Here is a 13,580-nt window from a genome sequence, read left to right as displayed (position 1 = left end):
CGCAGGGCCGCGGCGTCATGTCATTCCGGTTCGGCGGCCGGCACCGGCGGCGGCGCAGGCAGCACCGCGTACAGGTCGGCCTCCAGCCGCTGCCGCAACGCGGGGTCGGCGCCGGCGGGTGCGGCGATGCTGAACACGTCGATGACCGACGCGCCCAGGGTCGTCACCTTGGCCCACTCCACATCGGCGCCGGCCCGCTCGAACACCGCCGTCAGCTCCGCCAGCAACCCGGTGACGTCGGTGGCCCGGACCTCCACCAGCCAGCGGTCGGCGTCGGGCCCGTCGTGCCAGAGGATTCGTGGCGGCGCGGTCGGCGGGTTGACCGGCACCGCCGCCCGGGTGCTCGATTCGCGCCGGTGCTCGGCGCCGTCCCCGGCCCGCCCGCGCAGCAGTTCCAGCACATCCACGTCGCCGGCCATGGCCAGGCTCAGTTGCTGGCGCAGCAGTTCGGCCGCCGGCGGCCTGCCGAAGTGCGGGGCGACCACGAAGGTGTCGATCGCGCTGCCGTGCGCGCTGCTCACCGACGCCGAATGCACCCGCAGCGCGTTGAGCGCGAGCACCCCGGCCGACCGGGACAGCACGCCCCGGCGATCCGGGGCGATGATGGTCACCCGGTAGGTGCCGGGCCCGTCACCGTCGACGAGCTCGACGTGCACCTCGTCGTCGGCGGCGGCCAGCGCCCGGTGCCGCTCGGCGATCGGGTCGGCCCGCGGCAGCGGTTCACCGGCGAGCGCGAGCCGGGTCCGGCGCACCAGGTCCCCGATCAGGGTGGCCTTCCAGTCCCCCCACACCCCGGGTCCGGTGGACAATCCGTCGGCCTCGGCCAGCGCGTGCAGCAGTTCCAGCAGTTGCAGATCACCGCCGAGGGTGTTGGCCACCTCGGCGATGGTGACCGGATCGGCCAGGTCACGGCGGGTGGCGGTGTCCGGCAGCAGCAGGTGGTATCGCACCATGTCGACCAACACGTCGATATCGGAGGGCCACAGCCCCAGCCGGGTGCCGATCTGCGCGGCCAGCTCCGCGCCGATCACGCTGTGGTCCCCACCCCGGCCCTTGCCGATGTCGTGCAGCAGCGCACCGAGCACCAGCAGGTCCGGGCGGGAGACCCGGGTGGTCAGCGCGCCGGCCTGGGCCACCGTCTCGGCCAGGTGCCGGTCCACCGTCCAGACGTGCACGACGTCGCGCGGTGGCAGGTCACGCACCGCCCCCCATTCCGGGAACAGCCGTCCCCACAGGCCGGTGCGGTCCAGCGCCTCGATGGTGCTCACCGCCGAGGACCCGGTGCCCAACACCACCAGCAGGTCCTGCAGCGCCGACGCCGGCCAGGGCGCGCGCATTTCCGGGGCGGAGTCGGCCAACCGGTTCAGCGTCGCGGCGGCCATCGGCAGGCCGGTCACCGCCGATGCCGCGGCCACCCGCAGCACCAGGCCGGGATCGCGCTGCGGGCGGGCCTCGCGGGCCAGCATGACCTCGCCGTTGTACTCGATCACGCCCTCGTCGAGCGGACGACGGATCGGCCGGCGCAGCGCGGCAAATCCCCGCTTCGGCAGCGCGTTTCCGGCGGTCCGCAGCCCGGCGTCGACGTGATAGGCGATGGTGCGTCCGGCGTCCGACAGCGCGCGGGCCAGGTCGAACCGGTCGCCGATACGCAGCGCCGCGCCGATCTCGTCGGCGTGCTGGGCCAGCAGGGTGTCCCGGCCGCGCCCGGACAGCCGATGCAGTTCGGTACGCACGTCCAGCAATGCCCGCTGACTGTCGGCCAGCGAACCCACCGGCGCGCTCGCCCCGGCCGCGCCGGGGTGCACGTCGGCGAGCTGGGCGGCGGCCAGCGCGGTGAGCAATTGCACGTCGCGCAGCCCACCCCGGCCGTTCTTCAGGTCCGGCTCGGCGCGGTGCGCGATCTCGCCGCTGCGCGCCCACCGGGCCTGGGTGTGCTCGACGATCTCGGGAAACCGCCCGGCGATGCCCAGCCGCCACTGCCGGCGCGCGTTGCGGATCAGCAGCGTCGACAATTCCGGGTCGCCGGCGATGTGCCGGGCCTCCAGCAGCCCCATCGCCGCGGCCAGGTCGGTGCTCGCCACCGTCAGTGCCTCCCCGACCGTCCGCACACTGTGGTCGACGCGAATGTTGGCATCCCACAGCGGGTACCACAGTGCCTCGGCCACCGCGGTGACCGTGTCAGCGGCCATCTGGTCGTGCAGCAGCAGCAGATCCAGGTCGGAATGCGGCAGCATTTCGCCGCGCCCCAGTCCGCCGGTGGCGACGATGGCGAACCCGCTGGATTCGGTGATGCCGAGGTCGGCGGCCGTGCCGGTCAACCACACCTCGTGCAGGTCGACCAGCGCCGCGCGCAGCGCCGCCGAATCCAGCCGGTGCTCACCGCCGGCGCCGAGTCGACGCGCCGCGGCGACCAGGTCGGTGGCCGGCTTGGGTACCCGGGGTTCATCAGCCATGTCCGGCCTCCCTTCGATCGCGCCGGTTGCGGCTAGAGCGCGTCACCGCCCCGTTCGCCGGTGCGGACGCGTACGACGGTGTCGACCGGGCTGACCCAGACCTTGCCGTCGCCGATCTTCCCGGTGCGGGCGGCGTGCACGATGATGTCGACCACCTTGTCGACGGCGGCGTCCTCGACCACCACCTCGACCCGGACCTTGGGCACGAAGTCGACGGCGTATTCGGCGCCGCGGTAGACCTCGGTGTGGCCCTTCTGCCGGCCGTAGCCCTGGACCTCACTGACCGTCATGCCCAGGATGCCCGCCTCCTCCAGCCCGGTCTTGACGTCCTCGAGGGTGAATGGCTTGACGATCGCGGTGATCAGTTTCATCTGGTCATTCCCTTCCAAAGCAGTTGTATGCGATCAGCTGAGTTCGTAAGCCGTTTCCGCATGGAGTGTCTCGTCGATTCCGGTGTGCTCGTCTTCCTTGCTTATCCGCCATCCCAGGGGTTTAACGATAAACGCGATGACAATCGTCAGGACGGCGGTGAACAGCAACGCGGCCAGCGCGATCACCAACTGCACCACCAGCTGCCGGATGCCACCGCCGTAGAACAACCCGGTGTCGGTGGCCAGCAACCCGATCGCCACGGTGCCCCACAACCCGGCGACCAGGTGCACGCCGACGACGTCGAGCGAGTCGTCGTAGCCGAGCTTGTACTTCAGCGCGATCGCCAGCGAGGACAGCGCACCGGCGACCGCGCCGAGCCCGATCGCGCCGATCGGCGACAGCGACCCGCAGGCCGGGGTGATCGCGACCAGTCCGGCAACGATGCCCGAGGCGGCACCGACGCTGGTGGCGTGGCCGTCGCGGATCCGCTCCACCACCAGCCAGCCCAGCATCGCCGCGGCGGTCGCGACGGTGGTGTTGATCCACACCAGCCCGGCGTGCATGTTCGCCGCGCCCTCGGAGCCGACGTTGAAGCCGAACCAGCCGAACCACAGCAGCGCCGCGCCGAGCATCACGAACGGAATGTTGTGCGGACGGAACACGATCCGGCCGAACCCGGTGCGCCGGCCCAGCAGAACGGCCAGCACCAGCGCGGCCATGCCCGCGTTGATGTGCACCACCGTGCCGCCGGCGAAGTCGATCGGGGCGACGTTCGCGGTGACCGTGCCGTCCTGCGCCGTCGTGGTCCCGAAAAGCCATGCGGCGATGCTGTTCTCACTGCCCGAGAGCAGACCGCCGCCCCAAACCATGTGGGCCAGCGGGAAATACACCAGGGTCACCCAGATGCCGCCGAATGCCAGCCAGGTGCCGAACCGCATCCGCTCGGCGACCGCGCCACTGATCAGCGCCACGGTGATGACGGCGAAGGTCAGCTGGAACGCGACCCAGACGATCGCCGGCACGGTGCCGAATCCGCCGGCGACGAAGGCCTGCTGGCCGTCGATCTCGCGGGTCTGAGTCAGTTGGGTCAGCCCGAACAGCGAGAACGGGTTGTCAAAGACGCCGCCGATATCCGATCCCCCGGTGTGGGTGGAGGAGAACGACATCGAATAGCCCCACAGCACGTAGATGATGCCGACCACGCCGATCGAGCCGAACGACATCATCATCATGTTGAGAACGGACTTCTGCCGAGACAGGCCGCCGTAGAAGAACGCCAGCGCCGGGGTCATCAGCAGCACCAGGGCGGCCGAGACGAGCACCCAGGCGGTGTCGCCCGTGCTCAGGCCCCCCGGCCCGAATGGTGCGAACGCGGTATCAGGTAGCACTTTGGCCAAACCTCCTTGGAAACCTACGCCGACGTGATCGGCCTCCCGCAAAGGTTCGTGCGCCCGGGTTTCCCCCGTGGTTCTCCCGTGTTTCACCGGTGTGAATGGATGCCCGCCCCGCGTTTCGGCGTTGTTACGCGCCGGCGGCCCGGCGCGGCCGGGCCGCGAGTTGGCGGTCCGGCCGTGGCCGTCGGGCCCCGGCGGTAGCCTCAGACCATGGGCCGCATCACGGCGCGACATCCGGTCACCAGAATCGTCGTCGGCGACGCCGAGCGGCGCCGCCGGGCCGACCTGCTGGCCGTCGAGGAGCCGCTGGAAATCCGGGTCAACCACGCCCAACTCGCCATCACCATGCGCACCCCCGGCCATGACGTCGAGCTGGCCGCCGGTTTCCTGGTCTCCGAGGGCGTGATCAGCCGCGGCGAGCAGCTGCACCGGGCCATGCACTGCGGTGGCCCCGGATCCGGCGGTGCGGCCAACACCTACAACATCCTCGAGGTCACCCTGGCATCCGGCGTGGCCGCCCCCGCCCCGGAACTGTCCCGGCGATTCCTGACCACCAGCGCCTGCGGGCTGTGCGGTAAGTCCAGCATCGAGGAGATCGAGACGGTGTCGCGCTACCGGCTGGCCGAGGACCCCGCCGAGCTGGACGCCGCCGTGCTGACCACCTTCCCCGAGCAGTTGCGCGCCCGGCAGGCGGTGTTCGACAAGACCGGCGGGCTGCACGCCGCAGCCCTGTTCGACGCCGACAGCGGCGAATTGCTGGTGCTTCGCGAGGACGTCGGGCGGCACAACGCCGTCGACAAAGTGATCGGGTGGGCGGTGCTCGCCGATCGGTTGCCGCTGCGCGCCACGGTGCTGATGGTCTCCGGCCGGGCGAGTTTCGAGCTCGCTCAGAAGGCGGTGATGGCCGGGGTGCCGATGCTGGCCGCGGTGTCGGCACCGTCCTCGCTGGCGGTGGAACTGGCCGACGCGACCGGCCTCACCCTGGTGGGGTTCCTGCGCGGCGATTCGATGAACGTCTACACCCACCCGGACCGCATCCGCACCGACGCCCCGGCCGACCACAGTCGGGCGAGCTGAAGGACACCGACATGACCGACACTCAGCACAACGCCAACGGCCCGGACGCGGCCGACGGTCAGCGCCCCGAACCGGCCGGCCCGGCCCCCGGCCTGATGGCCCGGCAACCCCGGCAGGGCGGCTACGGTCCGGTGACCGATCGCGACTGGTCCCAGCAGCCCTACCGGCACCCCGCCGCCGCCTGGGGCGCGGCGCTGTCGGTGGGCAAGGTGATCGCGCGGCAGCGGCTGCCGATCGCCGGACCGAAGGCCCTCGTGCAGATGAACCACCCGATCCGCGGCTACGACTGCCCGGGCTGCGCGTGGCCCGACGACCAGGACGGCCTGCTGCTGGACATCTGCGAGAACGGCATCAAGCACGTCACCTGGGAGATGACACACAAGCGGGTCGGGCCGTGGTTCTTCGCCGCGCACACCGTCACCGAGCTGGCCCAGTGGACCGACTTCGAGCTGGAGGACGCCGGTCGGCTGACCGACCCGATGGTCTACGACGCCGAACTGGACAGGTATGTGCCGATCTCCTGGGATGCGGCGTTCGCGCTGATCGGCGAGGAACTGCGCGGGCTGCCGACCCCGGACGCGGCGACGTTCTACACCTCCGGCCGGCTCAGCAACGAGTCCAGCTACATCTACCAGCTGTTCATGCGGGAATTCGGCACCAACAACATGCCGGACTGCTCCAACATGTGCCACGAGGCGTCCGGCCGCGCGCTGACCGCGTCGATCGGCACCGGCAAGGGCACCACCGACGTCCAGGACTGGGCCGAGGCCGACCTGCTGTTCCTGCTCGGCGTCAACGCCGCGTCCAACGCTCCGCGGATGCTCACCACACTGGCCGCCATGGTGCGCAGCGGCGCCCAGGTGGTGCACGTGAACCCGCTGGTAGAGGTCGCCTCCACCAAAACAATCGTCCCGCACGACTTCCTGGACATGGCGCTGTTCCGGTCCAGCCAAACCGGGTCGCTGGACCTGCAGGTCGCCCCCGGCGGGGACATGGCCCTGATGCGGGCAATCGCCAAGGTGGTGTTCGAGGCCGCCGACACCGACCCGACCGCGCTGGACCGCGAGTTCCTGGCCGAACACACCGTCGGTCTCGAGGAGTACCGGGCCCTGGTGCAGGCCACCGGCTGGGACGAACTGGTCGCCGCCTCCGGGCTCGGCGAGGCGCAGCTGCGCCAGGCCGGCGAGCTCTACCTGCGGGCGGGCCGGACGATCGTCAGCTGGTGCCTGGGCGTGGCCCAGCACGAGCACGCCGTGGACATGATCCGGGAATTCATGAACGTGCTGCTGCTGCGCGGCAACATCGGCCGGCCCGGCGCCGGGCCGGCTCCGGTGCGCGGGCACAGCAACGTGCAGGGCAACCGGACCTGCGGGATCAACCACCACTCGCCCGCCGCCCTGCTCGACGCGCTCGACGCGCATCACGGCATCACCGCGCCGCGCACTCCCGGCCTGGACACCGTCGGCAGCATCGAGGCGATGCACCGCGGGGACGTCGCGGTGTTCATCGCCCTGGGCGGCAACTTCGTGCTGGCCGCCCCGGACACCGACTACACCGCCGAGGCGCTGTCGCGCTGCGCGCTGACCGTGCAGGTCAGCACCAAGCTGAACCGCAGCCACCTGGTGCACGGCCGCAAGGCGCTGATCCTGCCCTGCCTGGGCCGCACCGAGATCGACATCCAGCGCGACGGGCCACAGGGGCAGACCGTCGAGGACGCCATGAGCATGGTGCACGTGTCCTACGGCAAGAAGAAACCGGCGTCCGAAGCGCTGCTGTCCGAGCCGGAGATCATCGCCCGGATGGCCCGGGCCACCCTGCCGGACAGCACCACACCGTGGGAGGAGTACGTCGCGAACTACGACCGGATCCGCGACGACATGGCCGTCGTGCTGCCCGGATTCGCCGGGTTCAACGACCTGATCAAGAACCCGACCGGGTTCCGGATCCCGCAGCCGGCCCGGGAGCGGGTGTTCGCGACGGCGTCGGGGCGGGCGCAGTTCTCGCACGCACCGCTGGCCACCGCGGCCCACCCGCCCGAGCCGGACATGCTGGTGTTGCAGACCATGCGCTCCCACGACCAGTGGAACACCACCATCTACTCGAACAACGACCGCTACCGCGGCGTCAAGAACATTCGCGAGCTGATCTTCCTGAACCCGGCGGACATGGCCGCCCGCGGGATCGCCGACGGCGCGCTGGTCGACATCGTCTCGACGTCCAAGGACGGCTCGCAGCGCGCGCTCCGGTCCTACCGCGCCATCGCCTACGACACCCCGAAGGGCAGCGCCGCCGGCTACATGCCGGAAATGAACGTGCTGATCGGGCACTCCGACTACAGCGCGCAGAGCGACCAGCCGCTGGCCAAGAGCATCCACATCCGGGTCACCCCCGCCGGGCAATAGCCGCGCGCTTCGCGCTCAGCCCAGCAGTGCAGTGACATGCGCACCGCATGGGCCTCGCGCTTCGCGCTCAGCCCAGCAGTGCGTCGACAAACGCCGTTGGCTCGAACGGGGCCAGATCGTCGGGCCCCTCGCCCAGTCCGACCAGCTTCACCGGTACGCCGAGGTCCTGCTGCACCCGGAACACGATGCCGCCCTTGGCGGTGCCGTCGAGCTTGGTCAGCACCACCCCGGTGATGTCGACGACCTCGGAGAACACCTTCGCCTGCGCCAGCCCGTTCTGGCCGATGGTGGCGTCGAGCACCAGCAGCACCTCGTCGACCACGGCGCGCTTCTCGACCACCCGCTTGACCTTGCCCAGCTCGTCCATCAGGCCGGTCTTGGTGTGCAGCCGGCCCGCGGTGTCGACCAGCACCACATCGGCGCCGGCCTCGATGCCCTTGTCGACGGCGTCAAAGGCGACCGAGGCCGGGTCGGCGCCCTCTGCGCCGCGCACCACCTCGGCGCCCACCCGCGACGCCCAGGACTGCAGCTGGTCGGCGGCCGCCGCGCGGAAGGTGTCGGCGGCGCCGAGCACGACCCGGCGGCCGTCGGCGACCAGCACCCGGGCCAGCTTGCCGACGGTGGTGGTCTTGCCGGTGCCGTTGACCCCGACCACCAGCAGCACCGAGGGCGCGTCGGCATGCGGCAACGCCCGAATCGAGCGGTTGAACTCGGGGTGCAGCTGCCCGATCAGCGCGTCGCGCAGCACCTGCCGGGCCTCCGCACCGGTCCGGGCGCCGCTGGCGGCGAACTTGGCCCGCAGCTCGTCCATCACCGCAGCGGTGACCGTCGGGCCCAGGTCGGCGATCAGCAGGGTGTCCTCGACGTCCTGCCAGGAGTCCTCGTCGAGATCGCCGGCGCCGAGTAGGCCGAGCACGCTCTTGCCCAGCGCGTTCTGCGACTTGGCCAGCCGGCCGCGCAGCCGGTCCAGCCGGCCCTCGGTGGGCGCGATGGTGTCCAGCTCCGGGGCCGACGGCGCGGGCTCCGGCTCGGCGACCGGTTCGGGCTCGGCGACCACGGCGTCGGCCTCGGGGGCCGCGACCTCAGCGACGTCAACCTCAACCTGGGGTGCTTCAGCCTCCGGCTCGGGCAGCTTGACCTCGGAAATCGTGCGCTTGGGGGCGTCGCGCGGGACGGCCGCATCGTCGCCGACGCCCGGCAGCCCGGTCGGGTCGAGCGTCGCGGTGCCGCCCTCGCTGAAGCTGATGCCCGATTTGGCGGCGTAGCCGCCGGAGCGATCGAGCTGCTTGTCGGCGTCCTCGGGGGCGGTCAGGCTGATCGTCCGGCTGCGGTAACGCACCAGCCCGACGATCAGCACGGTGATGGTCAGGACCGCGATGACGGCGATGGCAATCCAGGCTTCGATCGGCATGCGCTCATTGTTTCAGGCGACCCGGCGGCGGCGGGGGCGGGCTGCTCAGCTGCTGACCAGCTCCTGGCCGCGCATCCGCTGCGAGATCACCTGGGTGATGCCGTCGCCCTGCATGGTGACGCCGTAGAGCGCGTCGGCGATCTCCATCGTCGGCTTCTGGTGGGTGATGACGATCAGCTGAGATTTCTCCCGCAGCTGCTCGAACAGCCCGATCAGCCGGCGCAGGTTCACGTCGTCGAGGGCGGCCTCCACCTCGTCCATCACGTAGAACGGGGACGGCCGGGCCCGGAAGATCGCCACCAGCATCGCCACCGCGGTCAACGACTTCTCCCCGCCGGACAGCAGCGACAGCCGCTTGACCTTCTTGCCCGGCGGGCGGGCCTCGACCTCGACCCCGGTGGTGAGCATGTCCGACGGGTCGGTCAGCAGCAGCCGGCCCTCCCCGCCCGGGAACAGCGCGGAGAACACCTGCGCGAACTCGCGTTCCACGTCGGCGTAGGCCTCGGTGAACACCTCCAGGATCCGGGCGTCGACCTGCTCGACCACGTCGAGCAGATCCTTGCGGGCCGCCTTGACGTCTTCGAGCTGGGTGGACAGGAAGTTGTAGCGCTCCTCCAGCGCCGCGAACTCCTCCAGCGCCAGCGGGTTGACCCGGCCCAGCTCGGCCAGCTCCTTCTCGGCGCGCTTGGCGCGGCGTTCCTGGGTGGGCCGGTCGAACGGCATCGGTGCCGGTGCGGTGACCTGCTCGCCGCGCTCGCGGGCCTGCTCGTACTCGGCCAGCTCCAGCTCGGTCGGCGGCAGCGCGATGTCGGGGCCGTACTCGGCGACCAGATCGGCCGGGGCCAGGCCGAACTGGTCCAGGATGGTCTGCTCCAGCTGTTCCAGTCGCAGCGCGGCCTGCGCCTTGGCCACCTCGTCGCGGTGCAGCGAGTCGGTCAGCGCGGCGATCCGGGCGTTCAGAGTGTCGACCTCGGCGCGGGCGGCGGTCAGCCCGGCGGCGCGTTCGTGACGCTGCGCGGTGAACGCGTCGCGGCGCTGCGCGGCGACGGCGACCACGCCGGCCAGCCGGCCGGCGACCTGGCGGCCGGACTCCGCGACGGCGGCGGCCACCGCCGCGGCGTGCCGGCGGGCCACCCGGGCCCGCTCGGCGCGCAGCCGGGCTTCCCGCTCGGCCGCGGCGGCCCGGCGCAGCGAATCCGCCCGGCCGCGCACGGCATTGGTGCGTTCCTCGGCGGTGCGGACCGCCAGTCGGGCCTCCACCTCGGCGCTGCGGGCGGCGTCGGCGGCCATCGCCAGGTACTGGCGGTCGTCGGGCTCGTCGGGCAGCTCGGCGGGGACCTCCTCGGCGTTGTACAGCCGGGTTTCCAGCTCGGTCAGCTCGGCGACGGTCTGGGCGCGGCCGGACTCCAGCTCGTCGCGCCGGCGGATCTGGCTCTGCCAGTCCTCCTCGGCCTTGCGGGCCTCCTGCCCGAGCCGGCCGAGCTGCTCGTAGATCTGCGAGATGGCGGCGTCGGACTCGTTGAGGGCGGCCAGCGCCTGCTCGGCGCCATCGCGGCGGTCGGTCTGCTCGGCCTGCGCGCCGGACAGCGCCGCGGCCAGCTCGCCGACCTGGGTTTCAGCGGCCGCCAGCTCCGTGCGGGCCCGCTCGATCGCGGAGGTGATCTCCAGCGTCGACGGTTTGCGGTCGGAACCGCCGCTGACCCAGCCCAGGCCGACCAGATCCCCCTCGCCGGTGACCGCGCGCAGCTGCGGATGCGCCTCGATAAGCGTCAACGCCGCCTCGATGTCGTCGACGACGGCGACCCGGGCCAGCATCGCGGTCAGCGCGCCGCGCAGCCGAGCGGGCGCCTCGACCAGGTCCAGCGCCCAGCGCGCCCCGGCCGGCAGCGCGGGCAGGTCCTCCGGCTCGGTCACCGGCCAGTCCCCCAGCACCAGCGCGGCCCGGCCGCCGTCGGCGGCCTTGAGTGCGGCGACGGCCGAGCCTGCGGTGACGGTGCCGTCGGCGGCCAGCGCGTCGGCGGCCGAGCCCAGCACCGCGGCCAGCGCCGTCTCGTGCCCGGCGGCGACCTTGATCAGGCCCGCCAGCGTGCCGAAGATTCCGCCGCCGCCGAGGTGTTCGGTCAGCCAGGCGGCGCCGTCCTTGCGGTCCAGGCCGACGGCCAGCGCGTCGATCCGGGCGTGCAGCGAGGCGACCTGGCGTTCGGCGGCGCGCTCGGCGGCCTGCAGTTCGGTGACCCGTTCCTCGGCCAGCCGCAGCGCGGTGACGGTGCGCTCGTACTGTTCGTCGAGCCCGGCCTCGCCCTCGTCGAGTTCGCCGACCCGGCCCTGCGCGGTCTCGAACTCGGCCTGGGCCTGCTGGGCCCGGGCCGCGGCCGCCTCGATGCCCTCGGACAGCCGCTCGACCCGTTCGTCGATGGATTCCACCCGGGCGCGCATCGTCTCGACCTGGCCGGTCAGCCGGGCCAGGCCCTCGCGGCGGTCGGCCTCGGCGCGGACGGCGGCCAGGTGCGCGCGTTCGGCCTCGGCGGCCACCGATTCGGCCTGGGCCAGTTCGGCGCGGGCGAACTCCGCGCGCTCGCGGGCCTCGTCCAGTTCGGCGAGCAGTTGCTGTTCGTGGGCGGCGACCTCGTCGGCCTCGGCCTCCAGCGCGTCGGGGTCGGCCCCGGTGTGCGCGACGGGTTCGGCCTCCAGCAGCTGGGTCCGCTCGGCGGCGATGCGAACCGTCGCGCCGACCCGCTCGGCCAGCGCCGAAAGCCGGAACCAGGCCTGCTGGGCGGCGTCGGCGCGCTGGCTCAGCGAGGCCACCGCCGACTCGTGGGCGGCGAGTTCCTCGGCGGCGACGGCCAGCCGCTCGGCGGCCTCCTCGTGCTCGCGGCGCAGCGCGGCCTCGGTGTCACCGACCCCGGCGAACTCGCTCTGCCGGGCGACCAGGTCGTCGGCGGCCAGCCGCAGCCGGGCGTCGCGCAGGTCGGCCTGGATGGTGGCCGCGCGCCGGGCCACCTCGGCCTGCCGGCCCAGCGGCTTGAGCTGGCGGCGCAGTTCGGTGGTCAGGTCGGTCAACCGGGCCAGGTTGGCGGCCATCGCGTCGAGCTTGCGGACCGCCTTTTCCTTACGTTTGCGGTGCTTGAGGACGCCGGCGGCCTCCTCGATGAAGGCGCGGCGGTCCTCCGGTCGCGATTCCAGGATCTGGCTCAGCCGGCCCTGCCCGACGATGACGTGCATCTCGCGGCCGATGCCGGAGTCGCTGAGCAGTTCCTGGACGTCCATCAGCCGGCAGCTGGTGCCGTTGATCTCGTATTCGCCCGCGCCGTCGCGGAACATCCGGCGGGTGATGGACACCTCGGAGTATTCGATCGGCAGCGCGTTGTCGGAGTTGTCGATGGTGAGGGTGACCTCGGCGCGGCCCAGTGGCGCGCGGTTGGAGGTGCCGGCGAAGATGACGTCCTGCATCTTGCCGCCGCGCAGGGCCTTGGCGCCCTGCTCGCCCATCACCCAGGTCAGGGCGTCGACGACGTTGGACTTGCCGGAACCGTTGGGGCCGACCACGCAGGTGATGCCCGGTTCGAAGCGCAGAGTCGTGGGCGCGGCGAAGGACTTGAAGCCCTTCAGCGTCAGACTCTTCAGATGCATAACGGCCCAGATTACCGGTGCGTAACCGCGCGGCGGCCGACCAGGCGCCCCGGTGCGCCGATCGCTACCGCTCGACGAATCCGCTGATCGGTTCCCCGGCCGCGGCCCAGTCCGCCACGACGGTGTCGACGTGCCCCGGGGTCCGGCCACCGCCCAGGTGCTCCAGGAGTCCCTCGCAGGCCTGCCGCGGCCCCTGCGCCACCACCAGCACCCGGCCGTCGGGCTGGTTCTTGGCGTAGCCGGTCAGGCCCAGCTCCAGCGCGCGCGAGCGGGTCCACCAGCGAAAGCCGACGCCCTGGACCCGGCCGTGCACCCAGGCGGTGAGCCGGACCTGCTCGGACATCGCTCAGCCCCGGCCGTCGGCGATCTCGAAGGTGACCTCGGTGCCGGCCTTCAGGGTGCGCCCGACCGTGCAGACGCTGTCGATGGCGCGGGCCACCACGGTGTGCACCCGCGCGGCCTCGGCCTCGGTCAGCCCGGTCAGGTCGATGCGCAGCGTCTCGGCCAGCGCCGGATAGACCTCGTTGTCCCGGTCGGCATCGCCGGACACCTCGATGCGGGCGTCGTAGTCGTCGCCGAGCCGGCGGGCCAGCGGCTGATCGGCGCTCATGCCCGCGCAGGCGGCCAGCGCGATCTTCAGCAGCTCACCCGGAGTGAACACGCCCTCGACGTCCACCGAGCCGACGAGCACCTCGGCGCCGCGCGAGCTGCGCCCGGTGTAGCGGCGGGTTCCGGTGCGCTGCACCCAGAGTTCGGTCATCTCAGGTATTCCTCTCACGCGCCAGGCTTTCCGGGCAGCCTATCGTCGGCGCTCTGGGCACCCCGAGCGCGCACTTCTTCC

Annotated in this window: 9 protein-coding genes; 2 read left to right on the top strand and 7 right to left on the bottom strand. The window is 72.0% G+C overall.

Annotation, left to right across the window (positions count from 1 at the left end; genetic code table 11):
- Nucleotides 1-20: 20 nt before the first annotated feature.
- The 3 genes from G6N10_RS01265 to G6N10_RS01255 are packed head-to-tail and all read right to left on the bottom strand — an operon-like array spanning nucleotide 21 to nucleotide 4,222.
- Nucleotides 21-2,453 carry a [protein-PII] uridylyltransferase gene (locus tag G6N10_RS01265; protein WP_085093707.1) on the bottom strand — a complete coding sequence of 811 codons (2,433 nt, stop codon included), beginning with the start codon at nucleotides 2,451-2,453 and terminating at the stop codon, nucleotides 21-23.
- Between the two features lie 32 nt (nucleotides 2,454-2,485).
- Complete coding sequence (locus G6N10_RS01260) at nucleotides 2,486-2,824, bottom strand: P-II family nitrogen regulator (protein WP_085093705.1); 339 nt, start codon at nucleotides 2,822-2,824, stop codon at nucleotides 2,486-2,488.
- A gap of 33 nt (nucleotides 2,825-2,857) precedes the next feature.
- Nucleotides 2,858-4,222, bottom strand: coding sequence for an ammonium transporter (locus tag G6N10_RS01255; protein WP_085093703.1), 1,365 nt, complete (start codon nucleotides 4,220-4,222; stop codon nucleotides 2,858-2,860).
- Between the two features lie 207 nt (nucleotides 4,223-4,429).
- Here G6N10_RS01255 and fdhD point away from each other — a divergent pair, with 207 nt between their 5' ends.
- Together fdhD and G6N10_RS01245 are read left to right on the top strand one after the other, a co-directional pair.
- Entirely contained in the window at nucleotides 4,430-5,296 is an 867-nt protein-coding gene (gene fdhD / locus G6N10_RS01250) for a formate dehydrogenase accessory sulfurtransferase FdhD (RefSeq protein ID WP_085093701.1), read from the top strand.
- Between the two features lie 11 nt (nucleotides 5,297-5,307).
- Entirely contained in the window at nucleotides 5,308-7,698 is a 2,391-nt protein-coding gene (locus tag G6N10_RS01245) for an FdhF/YdeP family oxidoreductase (protein WP_407663960.1), read from the top strand.
- A gap of 67 nt (nucleotides 7,699-7,765) precedes the next feature.
- Here the strand turns inward: G6N10_RS01245 and ftsY are convergent, their stop codons facing one another.
- The 4 genes from ftsY to G6N10_RS01225 all read right to left on the bottom strand — a co-directional run bounded on the left by ftsY (nucleotide 7,766) and on the right by G6N10_RS01225 (nucleotide 13,499).
- On the bottom strand, nucleotides 7,766-9,109 hold the full coding sequence (gene ftsY / locus G6N10_RS01240; RefSeq protein WP_085093699.1) for a signal recognition particle-docking protein FtsY: 1,344 nt from the start codon (nucleotides 9,107-9,109) through the stop codon (nucleotides 7,766-7,768).
- Between the two features lie 45 nt (nucleotides 9,110-9,154).
- Nucleotides 9,155-12,739, bottom strand: a complete 3,585-nt coding sequence (smc, locus tag G6N10_RS01235; protein WP_085093697.1) for a chromosome segregation protein SMC — start codon at nucleotides 12,737-12,739, stop codon at nucleotides 9,155-9,157.
- Nucleotides 12,740-12,803: 64 nt separating this feature from the next.
- Nucleotides 12,804-13,082: an acylphosphatase gene (locus G6N10_RS01230; RefSeq protein WP_085093695.1), complete on the bottom strand. Its 279-nt coding sequence runs from the start codon at nucleotides 13,080-13,082 to the stop codon at nucleotides 12,804-12,806.
- Between the two features lie 3 nt (nucleotides 13,083-13,085).
- Nucleotides 13,086-13,499: an OsmC family protein gene (locus tag G6N10_RS01225; protein WP_085093693.1), complete on the bottom strand. Its 414-nt coding sequence runs from the start codon at nucleotides 13,497-13,499 to the stop codon at nucleotides 13,086-13,088.
- Nucleotides 13,500-13,580: the final 81 nt, after the last annotated feature.

The organism is Mycolicibacterium fallax, assembly GCF_010726955.1.
Lineage (GTDB): Bacteria > Actinomycetota > Actinomycetes > Mycobacteriales > Mycobacteriaceae > Mycobacterium > Mycobacterium fallax.
This window is presented reverse-complemented; position numbering and strand designations above follow the sequence as displayed.